This is a genomic window from Sphingorhabdus sp., assembly GCF_044239665.1.
Taxonomy (GTDB): domain Bacteria; phylum Pseudomonadota; class Alphaproteobacteria; order Sphingomonadales; family Sphingomonadaceae; genus Sphingorhabdus_B.
On sequence record NZ_JBIIBA010000027.1, the window covers coordinates 1 to 19902 of the forward strand.

General features: G+C 57.2%; 18 protein-coding genes. 13 read left to right on the plus strand and 5 right to left on the minus strand.

Annotation, left to right across the window (positions count from 1 at the left end; genetic code table 11):
* Positions 1-2075 (minus strand): DUF294 nucleotidyltransferase-like domain-containing protein (locus ACILP3_RS08525; RefSeq protein ID WP_395616231.1); only part of this gene is annotated, 2075 nt, incomplete at its 3' end.
* A 172-nt stretch (positions 2076-2247) separates the two neighbouring features.
* Entirely contained in the window at positions 2248-3375 is a 1128-nt protein-coding gene (tgt, locus tag ACILP3_RS08530) for a tRNA guanosine(34) transglycosylase Tgt (RefSeq protein ID WP_395616232.1), read from the minus strand.
* A gap of 313 nt (positions 3376-3688) precedes the next feature.
* On the opposite strand from tgt, the gene tldD reads away from it, so the two are divergent.
* The 5 genes from tldD to ACILP3_RS08555 all read left to right on the plus strand — a co-directional run bounded on the left by tldD (position 3689) and on the right by ACILP3_RS08555 (position 8524).
* Positions 3689-5116 (plus strand): metalloprotease TldD, encoded by a 1428-nt coding sequence (gene tldD / locus ACILP3_RS08535; protein ID WP_395616233.1) that lies wholly within the window; start codon positions 3689-3691, stop codon positions 5114-5116.
* A gap of 96 nt (positions 5117-5212) precedes the next feature.
* Positions 5213-5773 carry a pyridoxamine 5'-phosphate oxidase family protein gene (locus tag ACILP3_RS08540; RefSeq protein ID WP_395616234.1) on the plus strand — a complete coding sequence of 187 codons (561 nt, stop codon included), beginning with the start codon at positions 5213-5215 and terminating at the stop codon, positions 5771-5773.
* Positions 5774-5788: 15 nt separating this feature from the next.
* Entirely contained in the window at positions 5789-6493 is a 705-nt protein-coding gene (locus ACILP3_RS08545) for an endonuclease/exonuclease/phosphatase family protein (protein WP_395616235.1), read from the plus strand.
* 170 nt (positions 6494-6663) lie between these two features.
* The gene (locus tag ACILP3_RS08550) at positions 6664-7002 is read left to right on the plus strand and encodes a P-II family nitrogen regulator (protein WP_395616236.1); all 339 of its coding nucleotides are present in this window, start codon (positions 6664-6666) and stop codon (positions 7000-7002) included.
* A gap of 73 nt (positions 7003-7075) precedes the next feature.
* Complete coding sequence (locus ACILP3_RS08555) at positions 7076-8524, plus strand: ammonium transporter (RefSeq protein WP_395616249.1); 1449 nt, start codon at positions 7076-7078, stop codon at positions 8522-8524.
* Positions 8525-9978: 1454 nt separating this feature from the next.
* Here the strand turns inward: ACILP3_RS08555 and ACILP3_RS08560 are convergent.
* Complete coding sequence (locus ACILP3_RS08560) at positions 9979-10392, minus strand: polymer-forming cytoskeletal protein (protein WP_395616237.1); 414 nt, start codon at positions 10390-10392, stop codon at positions 9979-9981.
* A gap of 7 nt (positions 10393-10399) precedes the next feature.
* Complete coding sequence (locus ACILP3_RS08565; protein WP_395616238.1) at positions 10400-11536, minus strand: M23 family metallopeptidase; 1137 nt, start codon at positions 11534-11536, stop codon at positions 10400-10402.
* A 329-nt stretch (positions 11537-11865) separates the two neighbouring features.
* Here ACILP3_RS08565 and ACILP3_RS08570 point away from each other — a divergent pair, with 329 nt between their 5' ends.
* The 8 genes from ACILP3_RS08570 (at position 11866) to ACILP3_RS08605 (ending at position 18019) form a co-directional block, all read left to right on the plus strand.
* Positions 11866-13119 (plus strand): glutamate-5-semialdehyde dehydrogenase, encoded by a 1254-nt coding sequence (locus ACILP3_RS08570; RefSeq protein WP_395616239.1) that lies wholly within the window; start codon positions 11866-11868, stop codon positions 13117-13119.
* 5 nt (positions 13120-13124) lie between these two features.
* Positions 13125-13763: a nicotinate-nucleotide adenylyltransferase gene (locus ACILP3_RS08575; RefSeq protein ID WP_395616240.1), complete on the plus strand. Its 639-nt coding sequence runs from the start codon at positions 13125-13127 to the stop codon at positions 13761-13763.
* 63 nt (positions 13764-13826) lie between these two features.
* Positions 13827-14171 (plus strand): ribosome silencing factor, encoded by a 345-nt coding sequence (rsfS, locus tag ACILP3_RS08580; RefSeq protein ID WP_295491618.1) that lies wholly within the window; start codon positions 13827-13829, stop codon positions 14169-14171.
* Positions 14172-14195: 24 nt separating this feature from the next.
* The gene (locus ACILP3_RS08585; protein WP_395616250.1) at positions 14196-14618 is read left to right on the plus strand and encodes a 23S rRNA (pseudouridine(1915)-N(3))-methyltransferase RlmH; all 423 of its coding nucleotides are present in this window, start codon (positions 14196-14198) and stop codon (positions 14616-14618) included.
* Between the two features lie 83 nt (positions 14619-14701).
* Complete coding sequence (locus ACILP3_RS08590) at positions 14702-16069, plus strand: S41 family peptidase (RefSeq protein ID WP_395616251.1); 1368 nt, start codon at positions 14702-14704, stop codon at positions 16067-16069.
* A gap of 291 nt (positions 16070-16360) precedes the next feature.
* Positions 16361-16840, plus strand: coding sequence for a disulfide bond formation protein B (locus ACILP3_RS08595; RefSeq protein WP_395616241.1), 480 nt, complete (start codon positions 16361-16363; stop codon positions 16838-16840).
* Positions 16819-17367: a demethoxyubiquinone hydroxylase family protein gene (locus ACILP3_RS08600; RefSeq protein ID WP_395616242.1), complete on the plus strand. Its 549-nt coding sequence runs from the start codon at positions 16819-16821 to the stop codon at positions 17365-17367. Before ACILP3_RS08595 ends, ACILP3_RS08600 begins: the two co-directional genes overlap by 22 nt.
* A gap of 73 nt (positions 17368-17440) precedes the next feature.
* A complete protein-coding gene (locus ACILP3_RS08605) occupies positions 17441-18019 on the plus strand; it encodes a hypothetical protein (RefSeq protein ID WP_395616252.1) in 579 nt (192 codons plus the stop codon).
* Positions 18020-18021: 2 nt separating this feature from the next.
* Here the strand turns inward: ACILP3_RS08605 and ACILP3_RS08610 are convergent, their stop codons facing one another.
* Positions 18022-19773: a DUF885 domain-containing protein gene (locus tag ACILP3_RS08610; RefSeq protein ID WP_395616243.1), complete on the minus strand. Its 1752-nt coding sequence runs from the start codon at positions 19771-19773 to the stop codon at positions 18022-18024.
* Positions 19774-19902: the final 129 nt, after the last annotated feature.

A 19902-nucleotide genomic window follows, 5' to 3' on the forward strand; every position in this document is an offset into this window, starting at 1 on the left:
AGGCGTGTGTCAATTTCATATAAAGCGCCCGAGGCCGTCGCCACGGACATGGCGGCAATCACCCGTTGCGCCAGCCGGTTAAAATATTGCGTCGCGCCCAACGCGCGCGGTCCATCGGACTCCGCCAGATGGTCGCCCGTGAACAGCAGGATGATGTCCAAGTCCGATGCGTGCGTCAACGCCTCACCACCAAGCCTGCCGAGCGCGAGAATGATCAGCTCGCCGCCCACAATCTTGCCATGTGCCTTTTCAAATTCCGTTACCGTTGCCGTCGTTAGCGTCTGCAATGACGCCTCTGCCAAATGCGCGTAAGCTTGCGCAATCGCCAGCGCGTCGCTGCGCCCCTCAATCAACTGCACGCCCAGCGCAAAGCGTTTTTCGCCCACATAATCGCGCACAATGTCGAGGGTGGATTGATAATCGGCATTGCCAATCCGGCGCTGCATCGCGTCCTGCAATGCCGACACGTCGCCGGGCAAATGCATGGCGCTGGTATCGATCAACGCATCCAGATAGCGGCTTTGCCGGCCCAAATCATCGGCCAAAGTCGGCGCGTAGCTTAAGATATCTGCGACCAGTTGCACAAGGCCGGGGCGCGCTTCCAGCAAGCGGAAGATGTTAATCGCGCTGGGCATCCCCTCAATCATATTGTCGAAACGAGCGATGGCGCGGTCCGAATCGGGTGCTTGCGCCAGCGCCGCCATGATCGCGGGCAACACCGCCTCAAATGCATCGCGCGCCGATGGGCTGCGGATCGCGCGGATTTTGCCGCTGCGCCAGCGGGCCAATCGCTGCATCACCGCAGCAGGGTCGGCAAAACCGAGATCGGTGAGCTGTTCCTCCAGCGGCAGACCTTCCGCTGCCAATCGCGGCCCTTCACTACCCCCTGCATCAACCATGCGGTCATAGATGGCGGCGACCAAAGCGGTGATCGGCGCAATCGCCGCAATCAACGCGTCGGCATCATGAAGGCCATGCAATCGCGCAACAGCATCGGCGGTATCGCGATTGGCGGGTATCTCATGCGTTTGCCGGTCGCTGTGCATTTGCAAGCGATGTTCGAACATCCGCAACTGCGTATAAGCCGAGGATAAGGTCTCCGCCTCTTGCGGCGTAATCGGTCCAGCCGCCGCCAGCGCTGTTAACGCGGCGCGTGTATCGGCAACGCGTAACATGGGGTCGCGGCCGCCGTGGATAAGCTGATGCGCTTGGGCGAAGAATTCGCACTCGCGGATGCCGCCATGGCCACGCTTTAGGTCGAACCCCAGCCCCATTGTCTGCCCCTTGGCATAATGGTCCCGGATTTGGGCGGTCATTGCGGTGATATTCTTCAACTGCCCGAAATCGAGCGATTTGCGCCAAATGAACGGTCCAATGGCCTTTAGGAAATAATCGCCCAACGCGCGGTCACCCGAACTCACCCGTGATCGGATGAAGGCCGCTTGCTCCCACGCCAAGGCGGACGATTCATAATAGCCGATAGCTGCCTCCACTGGCAGAACGATGGGGCTGACCTCCGGCGATGGCCGCAAGCGCATGTCGACGCGAAAGACATAACCATCCCCATCAAGTGCGGAGAGCAGTTCAATGACGCGCCTACCATAACGCACCGCCGCCTCGGCCACATCATCGCGCTCGCGGTGGGGCAGCGTCTTGGGATCGAACAAGAATATCGGGTCAATATCCGACGAATAATTCAACTCCCGCCCGCCATGCTTGCCCAAAGCAATGACGGCAAAGCCTTGGTTGGGTGCACCCGGCACGCGCTCTTCGATGGCGGCGGCAATGGCTTGATCTAAGGCATGGTCAGCAAAGTCGGAGAGGATGTGCGTGACGCGGGTGAGGTCCCAGATGCCCGATAGGTCGGCAATCGCAGTCACCAAAGCAACGCCCTGCCGCTGCTTGCGCAATGCGGTGCCGACCGATTGCGCGTTGCGGGCAAGGGCGCTGGCGAGCGCCGCGTCGAAGTCGCCCGCCTGGATCATCGGCATAAGGTCGGCGTTGCGGTCGATCAGGCCAGACAGGAACGGGCTGTTGGCCTGCACGCGGGCGATGGCGTCTGCGATGGCGGTCATGCATTAACCTTTCCTGCAAAACCTTGGTCATTCCAACCATTCCGCTCGTCATTCCTGTGCAGGCGGGAAGCCAACGTCAAACCTTCGGGCGAAAGCGGCCATATTGTCGAAACTTCCGTTGTCGGCCATGGATTCCGGCTTTCGCGGGAATGACAATGCAGGTCACATAAGCTCACCGCCCCAAATAATCCCGCCGGAAATCATGCGCAAAGCTTGCAAAGCGGCCTTGCGCAATCGCAGCGCGCATATCGGCCATCAGCATCTGGTAATAATGCAGATTGTGCTGCGTCATCAGCATCGCGCCCAATATCTCGCCCGAACGGATTAAGTGATGGACGTAAGCGCGCGTCCATGTTGCGCATACAGGGCAATTGCAGCGGTCATCAATTGGCCCTTGATCCTCGGCAAATTTGGCGTTGCGGATGTTGATCGCGCCATGATGGGTAAAGGCTTGGCCGTTGCGGCCCGACCGTGTGGGCAAAACGCAATCGAACATATCAATCCCGCGCTCCACCGCGCCGACCAAGTCATCGGGCTTGCCAACACCCATCAGGTAACGTGGCCGGTCGGCGGGCAATTGGTCAGGCGCATAATCAAGGCAACCAAACATCGCCTCTTGCCCTTCACCCACCGCAAGGCCGCCCACGGCATAGCCATCAAAACCAATGTCGATTAGCGCGTCGGCGGACCGCTTGCGCAATTCTTCGTCCAATGACCCTTGCTGAATGCCAAACAAAGCCGCGCGCGCGGCATGTTCGCCGCCGCTGTCAAACCCGTCGCGTGAGCGCTTGGCCCAACGCATCGACAGCTCCATCGACTTTATCGCCTCGTCGCGGCTCACGCCATTGGCGGGGCATTCGTCAAACGCCATAACAATGTCGGAACCCAATAGCCGCTGGATTTCCATTGAGCGTTCGGGCGACAGCATATGTTTCGACCCGTCCAAATGGCTTTGGAACGAGACACCTTCTTCTGTAATTTTGCGCAAGGCCGACAGGCTCATCACCTGATAGCCACCACTGTCGGTCAATATCGGCCGGTCCCAGCCCGAAAATTGATGCAAACCGCCCAATCGCGCCACGCGCTCCGCGCCGGGACGCAGCATCAGATGATAGGTATTGCCCAATATGATGTCTGCACCCGTCGCCCGCACTTCGGCAGGGCGCATCGCCTTGACGGTCGCAGCCGTGCCCACGGGCATGAAGGCCGGCGTGCGAATTTCGCCGCGCAGCATGTGAATGCTGCCCGTTCGGGCCTTGCCATCGGTGGCGGAAATCGAAAACTGGAATCGCTTGGTCATAAGGGGGCTTTAGGGATTGATAACCGATTTGTCATTCCCGCCTTCGCCATCCGAAGCAAAGCCCATCGTCATCCTGAACTTGTTTCAGGATAACGAAATAATGTTGCCTGTTATCCTGAAACAAGTTCAGGATGACGAAATTGCGGCGTTTGAAAGTCGATGGGGAGGGTGGAGTCTCTTCATCAACCGAAGCCCTGAGCAGCAAGTGCTGCGGTGATGTTGAATCCGTCAGCGCAGCCCCTCCACCCTTCGCTGCGGGAGGAATATACAAATTATCCTTTCAACCGCCGCCGCGCCGTCCCATATACGCAACATGACTTACACTGATCCCCGCTCCTATCTGTACCAACCTGGCCTTCTCGACCCCGATGCAGCGCAGCGTATCACGCGGGACGCGCTGAAGGCATGCGATGATGGCGAGCTATATTTGCAATATAGCGCGACCGAGAGCTTTGGCTTTGACGATGGCCGCCTGAAAATGGCGGATTACTCGACGGGTTCAGGCTTTGGCCTGCGCGGCGTTTCGGGTGAGATGACGGGGTTCAGCCACGCCAATGACATGAGCGAGGCCGCGATTCGACGGGCAGGGGAGACGCTGAAGCTGCTCGATCCAGCCAAGGATCAACCCGCGCCACCGCCACGCCAGAACAACCGGCATTTATACACCGATGGTAACCCGTTGGAGCTGGTGCCCTTTGCGCAAAAGGTCGCTTTGTGTCAGCAAATCGACGCCGCCGCCCGCGCCCGTGACCCGCGCGTTGCCCAAGTCAGCGTCAGCCTGTCGGGTAGCTGGAGCGTGGTTGAAATCGTCCGCGCCGATGGTTTTGTCGCCACCGATGTCCGGCCTTTGGTGCGCCTCAATGTCGCAATCGTCGCGCAAGATGGTGAACGCCGCGAAACCGGAAGCTATGGGTTTGGCGGGCGCTATCTATATGATAAATTATTTGAAGAACATGAATGGGAACATGCGATTGACGTCGCACTGGCGCAGGCGCTGACCAATTTGCGCTCGGTTGCTGCACCGGCTGGCGAAATGACCGTGTTGCTTGGTCCCGGCTGGCCCGGCGTGTTGCTGCATGAGGCAGTCGGCCATGGCTTGGAAGGCGATTTCAACCGCAAGTGCAGTAGCGCCTTTTCCGGCAAGATTGGCCAGCGCGTTGCTGCGCCCGGCGTCACCGTTGTCGATGATGGCACGATGCAGAACCGCCGTGGGTCGCTGTCGATTGATGATGAAGGCACACCGACTCAGGAAAATGTCCTGATCGAAGACGGCATATTGCGCGCCTATATGCAGGACCGCATGAATGCGCGCCTGATGGGTGTGGAGCCCACCGGCAATGGCCGCCGCGAAAGCTTTGCGCATGCACCGATGCCGCGCATGACCAACACCTTCATGCGCAGCGGCAACGACGACCCGGCCGAACTTTTGAGCCGCGTCAAAAACGGTATCTTCGCCAAAAGCTTTGGCGGCGGGCAAGTCGACATCGTGTCGGGCAAATTCGTATTTAGCTGCACCGAGGCCTATTTGGTCAAGAATGGCAAGCTGGGCGACCCGATCAAGGGCGCGACCCTGATTGGCGATGGCCCAACCGCGCTCAACAAGGTCATTGGCCTTGGCAATGACATGGCGCTTGATGAAGGCGTTGGCGTCTGCGGCAAGGCGGGGCAAAGCGTGCCTGCAGGCGTCGGGCAACCCACGACTTTAGTGAGCGCGCTCACGGTGGGCGGGACGGCGGGGTAACAACCACCGGTCACGACATCGCTTCGCCGAACAGAGCCAAATAAAGTCAGACGCTGTTAGGTTGCACTGACGCGGCTATTGCGTCAGAACCCGTGCATGGCTGACTTTACAGATACGCTCACAGACGAGCAGATTGAGATGATCGGCAAGCAGCCGGTGTTCTTCGTCGCCACTGCCGCCGCCGATGGCCGGATTAACCTGTCGCCAAAGGGGTATGATTCGTTTCGGGTGTTTTCGCCCTCATGCGTTGCCTATCTGGACTTGGGCGGGTCAGGCAATGAAACCCATGCCCATCTGGCAGCCGATGGGCGCATCACAATCATGTTTTGTGACTTTGACCGGCCGGCGTTGATCTTGCGGATTTATGGCAAGGGCAGGCCGGTTTTGCCGCAGGATGCCGAATGGGAAGCACTTGCCGCGCATTTCACGATTCTGCCCGGCACGCGTCAGATTTTCCTGATTGATGTCGAAAGCGTTCAGGGCAGCTGTGGCTGGGGCGTGCCGTTTATGACGCTGGAACGTGAACGCGACACGCTCACCAAATATCATGCGCAGGCCGATCCTGCGACATGGGTCGAAAAGACAAAGGCCAGAACACAAAGCATTGATGGTCTGCCGACGCGTGCCACTGATCGGTTCTTTGGCCCCGCGAATTAACGGCGTGACATCTTCATGAGCCACGCACTTAAGGTTGCGACCTATAATATTCGCAAGGCGGTGGGGCTTGATCGACGCCGCGATCCGGCGCGCATCTTGGCGGTGCTGAAAGAAATCGACGCCGATATTGTCGCGTTGCAAGAGGTGGACCGCCGCTTTGGCGCGCGGGTCAGCGCGATTCCTTTGGCGATGCTGGAGGCGGATTCGCCTTATGTGCCGGTGCCGTTGAACTTTCGTCCTGCCGCCATTGGTTGGCACGGTAACGCGATTTTGGTGCGCAAGGGCATTGAGGTCCGCCGCGCCCAGCCGATTGACATGCCCACGCTGGAACCGCGCGGGGCGGTGATGGCGGAACTGTCGGTGAACGGGCATAGCTTGCGCGTGATTGGCGTGCATCTGGATTTGTCGGGGCTGTGGCGGCGCAAGCAAATCCGGGCGTTGCTGGCGGCGATTGATGCCAGCCCGCGTCATATGCCCACCATTCTTATGGGCGATTTCAACCAATGGTCGGACAGCGGCGCATTGAACGAACTTGCCTTTCACCATCACCGATTGGTGCAAACCCCCAAAAGCTTCCACACATCGCGGCCAGTTGCGCGATTGGACCGGATAATTGTCAGTCACGACGTGAACGTTACCGCTGCGGACAGCCATATTTCGGCCTTGTCGAAACAGGCGTCCGACCATCTGCCTTTGTGGGCAAGTATAGAGATTGGGTAATTGCCTAAATATTAGGCAGATAAAAATGACTGATTAAATAATAGGCATATGTTGCCGCCATGTCGCGCGACATCATGCCCCCAATATCCGAATAGCGACGCTTTTGCGTGTATTCCCGTTTCTGGCACGGCGTTTGCATATTGCACTGCACAACCACAATGGGGGCGTGCATGAAATATATTATTGCCATTATTAAACCGCACAAGCTGGACCCAGTGCGCGAGGCGCTCACCGCGCTGGGCGTGTCGGGTATGACAGTGACGGAGGTCAAAGGCTTTGGCCGGCAAAAGGGCCAGACTGAAATTTACCGTGGCGCCGAATATGCAACAAATATGGTGCCCAAAGTAAAGATTGAGATTGCTTGCGCGTCCGATCAAGCCCCTGCGGTCGTTGAGGCCATTCAGCATGCTGCCGAAACTGGGGCCATTGGCGATGGCAAAATTTTCGAATTCGATCTCGCTGGTGCGTTACGCATCCGCACGGGCGACACCAATGAAACCGCGCTTTGACGCGATCATATCAATCTAGGGGAACCAGATAATGTCAAAGACACTAAAATTTTTGGGCGCGGCGGGGGCGACAATGTTCGCCGCCTTGCCCGCCTTCGCGCAGGAGGCTGTTGAAAAAGCAGCCGACGGCGCAGCAGCGGCAGGTGCCGCTGTAGCAGACGTTGCTGCGGCGGTTGCCGTCGCCGACGGGCCGATCAAGGCACCAACGGTCGAGCAAATGGCTGGCATGGTCGACAAAGGCGATACGACGTGGATGCTCATCAGCTCCGCTTTGGTATTGCTGATGTCGGTTCCGGCACTTGCTTTGTTCTATGGCGGCCTTGTCCGCACAAAGAATATGCTGAGCCTGTTGATGCAGGTATTCATGATCGTGTCGATCGCGGCCCTCGTCTGGGTTAGCTGGGGCTATTCGCTCGCCTTTACCAGCGGTACGCCGTTCATCGGCGGCTTCTCCAAATTGTTCCTGCAAGGCGTAGATGCAACCACAGTTGCGGCGACCTTCTCGAATAATGTCTATATTCCGGAATATGCGTTTGTCGCGTTCCAGATGACCTTTGCCTGCATCACCCCCGCGCTGATCGTCGGGGCATTTGCAGAGCGGATCAAGTTCACGCCGTTAATGCTCTTTGTAGTGGCCTGGCTGACCTTCGTCTATTTCCCAATCGCGCATATGGTTTGGTACTGGGCTGGCCCAGACTTCCTCGTCGACGCGCCGACCGACACCGGCTTCTTATGGGGCATGGGTGCACTCGACTTTGCGGGCGGAACGGTGGTGCACATCAACGCAGGCATTGCGGGCCTCGTTGGCTGCATCATGATCGGCAAGCGCGTTGGTTACGGCAAGGAAGCCACGCCGCCACACTCGCTGACCATGACGATGATCGGCGCCTCGCTTCTGTGGGTGGGCTGGTTCGGTTTTAACGCCGGATCCAATCTTGAAGCGAACGGCCTTGCAGCGCTTGCTTTCATTAACACCTTTGTCGCGACTGCCGCTGCTGCCGTTGCATGGTGCCTGATTGAACAGTTCCACCACGGCAAACCATCATTGCTGGGTGCGGTTACGGGGGCAGTTGCCGGCCTTGTGGCGATTACGCCAGCAAGCGGATTTGCATCGCCCATGACATCCATCCTGCTTGGCTTTGCCGCCTCTGGTATCTGTTATGTCTTCGTCGCTTATGTGAAGAACAAGCTGAAATATGACGATACACTCGACGTGTTCGGCGTGCACTGCGTCGGCGGGATTGTCGGCGCCATCGGCACCGCCATCGTTGCCGACCCGGCACTCGGCGGTCAGGGCTGGCTCGACTATACCGTATTCCCGGCTGTTGCTGGTGAATATGACATGGCTGGCCAGATGGTCACTCAGATCAAAGCGGTCGTCCTGACGCTGCTCTGGTCTGGTATCGGTTCGGCGGTCCTTTTCTTCATCCTCGACAAGACCATGGGCCTTCGTCCAACCGAAGACGCCGAGCGTGAAGGCCTCGACCTCACCGAGCATGGGGAGCGCGCGTATAATTATTAATCGGGCGTGCAGCAGCAAAAGTGAGAACCGGTTTTTCGCTTCATCTGCACGACCAACGTAAAAAGTTTCAAAGCTTGGCGGCGGGGCGTTCTCTCCTCTCCACTTACGCCCCGCCGCCTCCCGATGTTCCTCCCGCGAACATCCAACTCATGGCCCGGACCCGCGATGGTCCGGGCCTTTTTATGCGGTGCGAACAGATGTGGGCCGCTATCGTGCCGCCCGTTGTGGTCCTGAACTTGTTTTGGCTTCGGTGACTGTCGTTCCAGGGTCCATCGTGCAGCGGGCCCGGAGTTAGAACGGATAAATGGATCCTGAAACAAGTTCAGGATGACATGGGTTGGAGGGGTAGCGCATGCTATCCGCTTGTCACTTGCAACGACAGGATTCCTCCGCCGCACAAAAAACAACTTTCCTACAAATAACCAGATGGGTTATCTGATTCGCGTCAGTCAGGCCGCGGTCTAGAACGTGGGTCGGGATGACGGGAACGCTGGCGGGGAAACGCGCTGGCACGGCCGGCGCGATAGGGTGTTTGCTTCTGCCTTTTAAAAGGGCCTGTTGCATCAAGCTCTGAATAGCGCACAAAAGGCTGGGTGTGGCGGGAAACCGCCCCGTTCGTCATGGACGGCCTTGGGGGCTTTAGGAACCTTCATCCCAAGGAAAGCAGCCCAGCCAAGATAAAGGCGGCTCCTAGAATTAGACTGATGGAACAAACGAGCCTGAGGGTCAGGACCTTCCAAATACCCGCTCGAGGTTTGAAGCCATTTTGTTCAGGGCTAGGAAGGAAACCGCAGGGATATCAATATATCGCAAGGTTTCCTGACGCGGCGCTGGGCAAAATGGGTCAAATCCTCTGGACGTCATAATGGCGTCGATCTCGAGCCAAAATACGCTTGCAGGCAACAGGCTGCCTGGCGGCGCGCATTTTGGCTTGATATCTTAGCCATTATGGCGCCTCGAGCGGGTATTTGGAAGGTCCTGACCCTGATCAACGAACACCATCAGCTGGAAGCACCACCAGCGCTTCCGCGTCGGCCGTCCCTTTTTAACTGGGTGCACACGCGCACCGCTTTTGTAGGAAATATTATTGCGCGTGTTGGAAATTATGGGGTTAGCCAAAACAGCGTCAACCTGAACCACCCCACGTCACTCTCATCCCCCCCGTCACCCTGAACTTGGTTCAGGGTCCATCCATTCATTCTAGCTCAGAGCGTGCTGCACGATGGCTCGTGGATCCGAAGGCTGGCAAAGCCAAAACAAGTTCAGGATGAGGAGGTTGGGGACTATTTACCTTCCCTCTCTGCGTCCTCTGCGCCTCTGCGTGAGACCATTTTGCACGCAGAGGCGCGGAGGAAGCAGAGGGTATGCACATGGATAAAAGCCGTTCGTGTCGCGCGAAGACGAGACACCTCTAGTGCCTAAGCTCCCGCTTTGAACATCAGGGCAATCGGAGTTTACGCGACCTTGGACGCGGTTGTTAGGATAAGGGGATCGTCATCCCTGCCGACTTCCACCGGCGTAGCTGAAATGCTTGGCTTGGCGGTGGACTTCCGGCTGAACTTGCCTTCAATTTGCCCGCCAGGTGCGATGGTCAGATTGCCGTAGATCACGTCGCCTTTGATACGGGCGGAGGATTCGACCACAAGCTCATTCGTTTCGATTGAACCTTTGACATGGCCCGAAAGCTTGGCCGATTCGGCCGTGACCTTGCCTGTGATAATGCTGCCTTCGCCCTGCACCAACTTGCCGCAGGTCACGTCGCCCTGCACCTTGCCGTCGATATGCAGGTCAACGCCCGCCGACACATTGCCGACTATTTCGACGTCGGATGCAATGATCGAGAATGTATGACCGGAATTGTTGCGCATGCTTTTGTTATTCCTTTGCGGCATAATCAGCGCGGTGTCCGGCGACTGTTTGGACCTTGAGAACATCTGGATTTGCCTCCAAAAATTTACGCGGGTTAATCGCCTGACCGTTTAAGCGCACCTCAAAATGCAGATGGCTGCCAGTCGACCGACCCGTGCTGCCCATCCGTCCGATTTGAACGGCGCGTTCAACCATCTGACCCCGTCTGACATTTAAGCCCGACAAATGTGCATAGCGTGTTACAAGTCCATTGGCATGTCTAATTTCAATCACATTGCCATAGCCCCCGTTGAAGCCAGCAAACACCACCTTGCCCTCGGCTGCGGCACGGATGGGGGTGCCAACAGGGCCCATAAAATCGAGACCAGCATGCATCGCACCGCTGCCCGTGAATGGATCCGTGCGATAGCCAAAGCCGCTCGACATCATCATCGACGCGGCGGGCATTGCGGTGGGGATTGCAGCCAAGGCGCGTTCCATCGCGTCCATGCGGCCAAGCGCTGCGGCGAGATTTAAGAAACGCGGGTCGCGGACGTCTTTCTCTTTGCCGAAAAATGGTTCGAACAGACCCCCTTGTGCATTGCGGGCTTGGCGGACCAACACTTCGGGGTTCAGCCCGAATTGACGAATGGCGGCCTCGGCCTTTGATGTGCGCGCGCGCGCCACCTTCGTCATTTTTTCGGCGAAGCGAATTTGCCGCGCCTCAAGACGGGCAAGGCCGGCGGCTTCGGGGACCATCGCGCTGATAGTCTTCACGGCCTTATCTTCTTCACGCGCGTTGGCAGAGGCGGTGGGTGCTTGCGTTTCGTCCTGCGGTAAATCACCCAGATATTGGTCGCCCAAGCTTTCCAACATTTGCTGTCGGCGTTCCAAATCCTTTGTCACTTCATCGATAGAGCCGCGATAGCTGGCGACGCGCTCTTCGGCGGATTCAATCTTTGCCTTTTGCTCGGACAGCGCAACGCGCTGCGCGGAGACGGTCACTTGATTTATGGCCATATCAAAAGTGACCAGCAACCAAACACCGATAACGATCGCTAGGGTCACAGCGGTGCGGCGTTGCAATTGCGCCGATATTTTCAAAAACCGGACTTGGCCATTGGCCCGCATAAAAAATTCGCGGTCAATAAACCATCCAGCCATCCGGTTTTTCCAACCGGATATACTGTTTTTTAGCGACACGACCCACCCCGTTATATTTGAACCAAGCGGCTAGCAGAGGAAATGGCGCCCGGCGAATCACCGAAAGCCGACTCGTGATGAGTCGGTTGAGTCGTGCGATGAGCTGTGGAAAACCCTTTCCAATGCGCCTGGGTTTATATCCGAATCGGTCTGCATTGTCCAAGCTGAGAGGGTAAAAATGTGTAAATTCAATGATATATAATCGATTCGGGTTTGTTCCATATGCGATGAGGTCCAAATACGGACGATCGCTTTCCCTTTTGGAGCCATTTCTCTACGGGTATCAGGCAATGACAGACAGCAACATTTTGATGAACAATCTCACGGCGAAGGCGCGCATCGCGGCGCGGCATTTGGCAGGTGTGGATGACGCGGCGAAGGCGGCGGCGCTCAAAGGCGCAGCGAAGGCATTGCGCGAAGCCATGGCGGATATCCTCGCGGCCAATGCCAAGGATATCGATATTGCGATAGCGGCCGGTATTTCGCCCGCGATGCTCGACCGGCTCACGTTAGATGCCGCGCGCATTGCGTCAATGGCGTCTGCGGTCGAAGTGGTCGCAACGCTGCAAGACCCGGTGGGGCAAATCATCGACCGCAGCGAACGGCCCAACGGCCTATTGATGGAGCGCGTCCGCGTGCCAGTTGGCGTATTGGGCATCATTTACGAAAGCCGGCCTAATGTCACTGCTGATGCCGCGGCCTTGGGTTTGCGGTCGGGTAATGCCGTTATCTTACGTGGCGGTAGCGAGGCGGTGCACAGCAACCACGCAATTCATGCCGCGATGGTGAAAGGCGTTACACAGGCTGGCTTGCCAGCCGATATCATTCAGCTTGTCCCGACGCAGGATCGCGCAGTGGTCGGCGACATGTTGCGCGCGCAAGGGGCGATTGACATGATCATCCCGCGTGGCGGCAAGTCGCTTGTGGCGCGCGTTCAGGATGAAGCCCGCGTGCCGGTGCTCGCGCATCTTGACGGCATCTGCCACAGCTATGTGCATAAGGATGCGGACCCCGAAATGGCGCAAGCGATTGTCGTCAACGCCAAGATGCGGCGCCCGGGCATTTGCGGCGCAACCGAGACGCTGTTGATCGATCAGGATTATCCCGCGCCTGCCGCTTTGATTTCGGCGCTGCTGGACGCAGGGTGTGAAGTGCGGGCGGACGATGTGTTGATGGAGTTGGACGCGCGGACTGTTTCTGCCGATGCGCAGGATTGGGATACCGAATATCTCGACTCGGTCATTTCGGCCTGCGTTGTGTCCGGTCTGGATGAAGCCATGGCCCATATTGCCAGCCATGGGTCGCACCATACCGACGCGATCATTACGCAGAATGCGTCCGCCGCCGCACGTTTCTTGGCCGAGGTCGATAGCGCAATTGTTATGCACAATGCCTCCACCCAATTTGCCGATGGCGGCGAATTTGGTTTAGGCGCAGAGATTGGCATCGCGACGGGCCGTCTGCATGCACGAGGTCCGGTCGCGCTAGAGGGGTTGACCACCTATAAATGGGTCGTGCGGGGGCAGGGCCAGACCCGCCCTTGAAAGGAATGCCGCCCTTGAAAACTGTTGGCCTCATGGGTGGATCGTTCAACCCCGCGCACAAAGGGCACCGCGCAATCAGCCTGTTTGCGATGGATTCGCTTGGCCTTGATGCATATTATTGGATGGTGTCGCCGGGCAACCCGTTAAAGCCCAAATCCGACATGGCGCCATTATCCGCACGCATGGCATCGGCCAAGGCACAGGCGCGCCGCACCCCGATTAAAGTCACCGCCATTGAACGCGACCTTGGCACCGTTTACACCGTCGACAGCTTGCAAAAAATGGTGGCGCGTTACCCGAAAACCCGGTTCATCTGGATCATGGGTGCGGACAATTTGTTGCAATTTCATCATTGGCGGCGGTGGCGAGATATCGCGCGGTTGATGCCGATTGCAGTTATCGCCAGACCCGGCTATAAGCCTCATGTCGTTGCGGGTCCCGCAATGGCCTGGTTCAGACGGTTTGTCCGGCGTCCGGAACAGCGTCATCACTGGACGAAATGGAGTACGCCAGCGCTTGTCTTTTTGCGCTTTCGTCCAGATCCGCGTTCTGCCACCGCTCTTCGGCGCGCTGACCCATATTGGTTTCACCGATATAAGGAACTTGGAACGCGTGACGGCGTTACCCGAAATATTGTGCTTTAAGGAGCCATCTTGATCGACACTGCATCCGTTCCTGCGCCGACCGCAAAGTCCAAGGAACCCACATTGACCCCCGACGCGTTGCACGCGTTGATTCTCCAATCGCTCGACGATGATCAGGCGCAAGAGGTGGTTACCATCCCGCTTGAGGGGAAAAGTAACATTGCCGACCATATGGTCGTCGCATCAGGCCGTTCGTCGCGCCAAGTCGCATCGATGGCGCAGAAATTGGCCGAGCGCATTAAAAAAGCGGGTCGCCATGCCCGCATCGAAGGTCTGCCGTCGGCGGACTGGGTGTTGATTGATGCCGAAGATGTCATTGTGCATCTGTTCCGCCCCGAAGTCCGCAGCTTCTACAATTTGGAACGCATGTGGGCCTTTGGCGACGCACCCGAAGTCGCGTCGCAATAAGACCGATTGCCCGCGCCTATGGCGATGCGCCTGCACATCATCGCGCGCGGCAAGATTGGCCGTTCCCCCGAATCGGAACTGGTCGATCGCTATATGAAGCGGATTAGCTGGCCGACCAAGCATAGCGAACTGCCTGATCGGGGTGGTGAGCTTCCGGCGTCGGATTCCCCTTACAAAACCATCATGTTGGATGAAAAAGGCGCGCAGATCACCTCAGTTGAACTGGCGCGCTTATTGGAACGCTGGCGTGACGACGGCGTGCGCGAAGTGCGCTTTCTCATCGGTGCGGCCGACGGCTTTGATGATACAGCGCGCGCAGGCGCAGACAAGCTGATCGCCTTTGGCAAGGCAACCTGGCCACATTTAATGGCCCGCGCGATGCTGGCCGAACAATTGTTCCGCGCGACATCGATTATCGCCAACCATCCTTATCATCGTGAAGGATGAAGGCCATGCCCGACGTAAACCTGCTTTCACACTGGGTTAAGGCAAGATATAGCAACGACAATAAGATGAACTGGAAATTATCTATGAAGAACCGTTTGTTGCCCTCTGCTTTGGCGATTGTCGTGGCCATAGCCGTGCCCGGCACGGTGCTCGTTGCGCAAAATATGCAGCAACAACAATATCAGGCGCAGCAGATTGAGGATCTTGATGAATTCCTGGCCGTCTATCGCAAAGTCAAATCCAGCTATGTCGACAAGGTCGATGACAAAAAATTGATGGAAGGCGCGATACAGGGGATGCTGTCCAGCCTTGATCCGCATAGCGGTTTTCTCGATCGCTCTGACTTCAATTCACTGCGGACGCAAATTGATGGCGAATATGGCGGCCTTGGGCTTTCCGTAACGCTTGAAGATGAAGCGGTGAAGGTCATCGCGCCGACGAAGGACACGCCCGCCGACAAGGCAGGCATCAAGTCCGGCGACTTCATCACGCATCTGGACGGCAAGTTGATCGTCGGCGGCACCTTGGACGAAGCGGTGGAGGCCATGCGCGGGGCGCCGGGCACAATGATTAAGCTCACAATCTTCCGCCCTGGACGCAATGGGCCATTTGATGTGACGCTGACGCGGGCGATTATCGACCTGAAACCCGTGCAATGGGAAGTGAAAGACCGCATCGGCATTATCTCCGTCACGGGCTTTTCCGAACAGACCGGTGCCGACGTTGTTGCCGCAGTGGCCGGTATCAAAAAGAGTGTCGGCGGCAATCCATTGGGTTATATCATTGACTTACGCTCCAATCCGGGCGGCATATTGGATGAGGCGGTTGTCGTATCCGATGCGTTTTTGACCAAGGGGGAGATTGTGTCCGAACGCGGCCGCGATCCGCGCAATGTGGACCGCTGGTGGGCCGAACGGGCCGTTCCGGGTGACGTGACCGGCGGCGCGCCGATCATTGTGTTGGTCGATGCGGGGTCGGCTTCGGCTTCCGAAATCGTTGCGGGCGCTTTGCAAGACCATCATCGTGGCCTCATCATGGGGGAACGCAGCTTTGGCAAGGGATCGGTGCAGAATGTCCTGCCCCTGACGCGCGACACGGGTTTGCGCCTGACGGTTGCGCGTTACCATTTGCCATCGGGCCGTTCGGTGCAGGAAGGCGGTATCAAACCGGATATTCGCGTACCGCAATTGACGGACCCAGATTATAAAAGCCGTGTGTCCATCCGCGAATCTGACCTGCGCCGTCATTTGGTCAATGAATTGAAAGACAATAATAAGGATCTGGAACAAGACATAACCGACGATCCGCGCTTCGCCATGACAACCGAGCAGTTGAAGGCAAAAGGCATTGAGGACTTCCAATTATATTATGCAATGGAAACGCTGCAGCGGCTCGGACCCCGGACGATGAAACTCGCGGCAAAACCCATGAAGGGCAAAGTTAAGAATTGAGGGTGGTTCCCTCTTGCCGGTCATGCTGGAGCCGAAGAATTTAACCCCGCGTCATCCTGAACTTGTTTCAGGATAACAAGCCGCCATACTGCGTCATCCTGAAACAAGTTCAGGATGACGAGATTCGTTCAGGGTGACGAGTTTCATTCAGGATGACGAATTTGCCTCCAACCCCGTCATGCTGAACTTGTTTCAGCATCCATCGTGCAGGATGACGGTTTGGGGGAGAGTGGCACCATGGGGTCACTTACAACTTGCTTCAACATGACACTTCTCTAGATATAACTAGTTATGACACCAAAATTTGACACCGCCCATTGGCTGGCTTTTTTGCTTCCCGCTGCATTGCTCGGGGGGGCTTATGGGTCGCAATATATTGGCGGGCTTTTCCCTTGTGAAATGTGTTGGTGGCAGCGTTACCCGCATTTTGCGGCGGTGGCTATTGCGCTGGTCGCTTTTGGCGTCGGCAACGCTGGCTATCGCAATGCCTTGGTCGCTTTGGCGGCATTGGCGATTGCCAGCAGCGGCCTGATTGGCGGGTTTCATGCGGGCGTGGAATATGGCTATTGGGAGGGGTTGACCGCTTGCACCGCGACGATTTCGGGTAGCGGCGATGAATTGCTCAAGTCGATTATGAACGCCCCCTTGGTGCGTTGTGACGTTGCGCCGTGGAGCTTATTTGGCATTTCGCTTGCGGGGTATAATTTTCTCTTGTCGTTCGGCGGCGCAATGCTCATCTTGGCAATGATATGGCGCCGCAAGAAAGTTTGAAAACCTCCGCGCAGCGGATACGGGCAATGGAACGCATGATCCGCGTGAACCAAGCGGGTGAGTTTGGCGCGAAACGGATTTATGCGGGGCAGCTTGCGGTGATGGGTGATCGCACGCCTGCGGCGCGCAGCATCGCGCATATGGCCGAACAAGAAGAACGCCACCTCAACGCCTTTGACAAAATGATGGCCGAACGCGGCGTCCGCCCCACGGCGTTGCACCCGATCTGGAATGTCGCGGGCTTTGCGCTTGGCGCTGTATCTGCGGCAATTGGGCCGGAGGCCGCCATGGCCTGCACTGTTGCCGTCGAAACCGAAATCGACCGCCATTATGGCGAACAACTCGCCGAAATTGGCGACAGTGATCCCGAATTATCGGCGATGATTTTGGATTTCCAAGCCGACGAATTGGAACATAAGGCCACGGCCTTGGCGCAAGGCGCGGAACGTGCGCCTGCCTATCCGTTGATGAGCGCGTTGGTCCGCATGGGTTGCCGCACCGCCATTGCCGTGTCGAAACATATATAGGCTTCATACAGCATTCAGCCTGCAATGTTCAAAAGCAGGCAAACAGTGATTTGGAGATGATCTCGTGAAAGCAATGACCAGAATTTCGCTCGCGAGCATCGCCTTGATGCTATCGGTTCAAGCTTCGGCGCAGGATGTACCAGCTGCGAAGTCTGGTGATGAAAAAATCAATCAGCTTATCATCTATGGCGACGACAAATGCCCCGAAAGCGTTGGGGATGAAATTGTCGTCTGCGCCCGTATGGGGGAGGCGGACCGCTATCGCATACCGACCAGCTTGCGCGACGCCCCCAATGACCGGCGCAACGAAGCGATGTCAGAGCGGATTAAATCTTACGAATATGTCGCAGCAAGCGGCACGATGAGCTGCTCGCCATCTGGCGCTGGCGGTTTTACTGGCTGCGGCTTGGCGGAGATTAACAAGGCTTATGCCGAAAAAGCCCAAGACCCCGGCATTACTTTTGGCCGCTTGATCGCCGCCGAACGCAAGAAGCGCATGGCCGGCATCGATGCTGAAGCCGCCGAAGTGGAAGCGCGCGTCGTGGACTTTGAAAAAGGCCGCGCCGAACGGGAAGCCAAGTTGCAGGCCGAGTTGGACGCCAAAGAAGCGGCTAATGCAGAGGCCGAGCCGCTTCCCCAGCCAAAAGGCTAAATTCAGCCCTTCGCTGTTTCCGCCGCGACCCAGTCCTTGATTTGTTGCTCGAGCACGTCGAGCGGTACGGACCCTTGCCCAAGCACGGCGTCATGGAACGCGGCCAGATCAAATTTCGGCCCGAGTTCCTTGTTTGCCATATCGCGCAATTCGCGGATTTTCAGCTCACCCAATTTGTAAGCGAGCGCCTGACCCGGCCAACTGATATAGCGGTTTACCTCCGCCTCAATATTGGCGGCGGACAAAGCGCTATTGTCGGTCATGAAGGCGATGGCCTGCTGTTTGCTCCAACCCTTGGCATGAATGCCGGTGTCGACGACCAAGCGGCACGCACGCCACATTTCATAGGACAATCGCCCCATATCCTTGGCCGCTGTGTCATATAGACCCATTTCGATACCCAGCCGTTCGGAATATAGCCCCCAGCCTTCGGTAAAGGCGGTAAAGGACGCGCCATATTTGCGGAAATCGGACAAAGGCAGCTCCTGCTGCAACGCGATCTGATGATGATGCCCCGGCACCCCTTCATGTACCGACAGCGCCGGAATTTCCCAGAATGGGCGCTGGCTCAGTTTCGACGTATTGACAAAATAGGTGCCGGATATCCCAATTTCGGGCGACCCTGGATTATAATAAGCCGTGGTCGTGCCTTCGGCAGTTTCCGCCGGAATTTCTCTTATGCCATATGGCAGGCGGGGCAGACGTCCGAACAGGCTTGGCATTTTGCCATCGATGATCTTGGTCACCCGCGCGACCTTCTCCATCAGCTCCTCCGGCGTTTTGGCATAATATTGCGGGTCGGTACGCAGATGTTCAATGAACGCTTCGCGGCTGGGATAGCCTGCCTTTTTCGCGACCTCGACCATTTCGGCGCGAATGCGTGATACTTCGCTGAGGCCAATCTGGTGAATCTGCTCTGCGGTCAGGTTGGTCGTGGTTTCCTCACGGATGCGAAAGGCGTAATAGGCCGCGCCATTTGGCTGCGCCGACACGCCGGGGGCCTTGGCACAAGCGGGCTTGTAGCTTGCGGTGTACCACGCCAACTGCTTGGCCAGCGCCGGATGAATGATGTTTCTGATCGTTGCCTCGGCATTAGCCGCCAGCGCCGCAAAGTCGCTTTCCGAAATGCCTGCGGGACGCTTTGCCGCATAAGGGCCGTAAAAACGCGACTGGCGAATGTCGGATGTGATAAGTCCGCTGACCGTCCCTTCAAATCCCGTCAGTGTTTCGCAAGGCTGCGTAAATTTGCCCTTAATGGCGACATTGGCGACCGCGATATTCTCGTCATTAACGCGGGCATATTGCGCCAGACGCGCATTATAGCTTTCAAAATCCGTCTTGGTCTTGAACGGCAAGTTGCGCGACATGCTGGCGAGTTGTTGGTGCCAGCTTGAATAAGTGGTGAAGTTGATAGCGCGCTGACCGAACTGATTGCCTTCGATGGTGGACATTAATGACCGCCTTAATATGCCTGCCTCGACCTTGGATGCTGCATTCAGCCTATTTGCGGGAATGGCATCCAAACGGGCGAGGAACTTTGCGGCATCGGCGGCTCTGCGGTCCTGCGCCGCCAGCGTATAATCGCCAAGCTCTTGGGCATAAGCATTCACGCCCAGCGCGCTCGCGTAGACAGGCGCCTCTTTCAATGTCGTCGCCCAGACGTCCTCTACCAAGGCCGTGAGATCATCATTGGCATCGGCAAAAGCTGGCGCCGAAAGCGCAAATAAGGATCCGGCGATTAACAGGCTACGCATAAATAAAGCTTCTCCGTCACAATTTGAGGTGACGAATAAAGCAGGGAAAGCGGCAATTGGCTAGCGGCGATTCCCAATATGTATGCGGCTCGGTGGCCTGCGTGCAGGCTGAACAAGGATGCTCAGCCT

Coding starts and splice junctions, on each gene's coding strand:
- ACILP3_RS08610 (WP_395616243.1), bottom strand. CDS start 19,773: ATGCGTAGCCTGTTAATCGCCGGATCCTTATTTGCGCTTTCGGCGCCA.
- ACILP3_RS08545 (WP_395616235.1), top strand. CDS start 5,789: ATGAGCCACGCACTTAAGGTTGCGACCTATAATATTCGCAAGGCGGTG.
- ACILP3_RS08585 (WP_395616250.1), top strand. CDS start 14,196: ATGCGCCTGCACATCATCGCGCGCGGCAAGATTGGCCGTTCCCCCGAA.
- ACILP3_RS08575 (WP_395616240.1), top strand. CDS start 13,125: ATGCCGCCCTTGAAAACTGTTGGCCTCATGGGTGGATCGTTCAACCCC.
- ACILP3_RS08555 (WP_395616249.1), top strand. CDS start 7,076: ATGTTCGCCGCCTTGCCCGCCTTCGCGCAGGAGGCTGTTGAAAAAGCA.
- ACILP3_RS08590 (WP_395616251.1), top strand. CDS start 14,702: ATGAAGAACCGTTTGTTGCCCTCTGCTTTGGCGATTGTCGTGGCCATA.
- tgt (WP_395616232.1), bottom strand. CDS start 3,375: ATGACCAAGCGATTCCAGTTTTCGATTTCCGCCACCGATGGCAAGGCC.
- ACILP3_RS08605 (WP_395616252.1), top strand. CDS start 17,441: ATGACCAGAATTTCGCTCGCGAGCATCGCCTTGATGCTATCGGTTCAA.
- ACILP3_RS08570 (WP_395616239.1), top strand. CDS start 11,866: ATGACAGACAGCAACATTTTGATGAACAATCTCACGGCGAAGGCGCGC.
- ACILP3_RS08600 (WP_395616242.1), top strand. CDS start 16,819: ATGGCGCCGCAAGAAAGTTTGAAAACCTCCGCGCAGCGGATACGGGCA.
- ACILP3_RS08595 (WP_395616241.1), top strand. CDS start 16,361: ATGACACCAAAATTTGACACCGCCCATTGGCTGGCTTTTTTGCTTCCC.
- ACILP3_RS08550 (WP_395616236.1), top strand. CDS start 6,664: ATGAAATATATTATTGCCATTATTAAACCGCACAAGCTGGACCCAGTG.
- ACILP3_RS08565 (WP_395616238.1), bottom strand. CDS start 11,536: ATGGCTGGATGGTTTATTGACCGCGAATTTTTTATGCGGGCCAATGGC.
- ACILP3_RS08540 (WP_395616234.1), top strand. CDS start 5,213: ATGGCTGACTTTACAGATACGCTCACAGACGAGCAGATTGAGATGATC.
- tldD (WP_395616233.1), top strand. CDS start 3,689: ATGACTTACACTGATCCCCGCTCCTATCTGTACCAACCTGGCCTTCTC.
- ACILP3_RS08560 (WP_395616237.1), bottom strand. CDS start 10,392: ATGCGCAACAATTCCGGTCATACATTCTCGATCATTGCATCCGACGTC.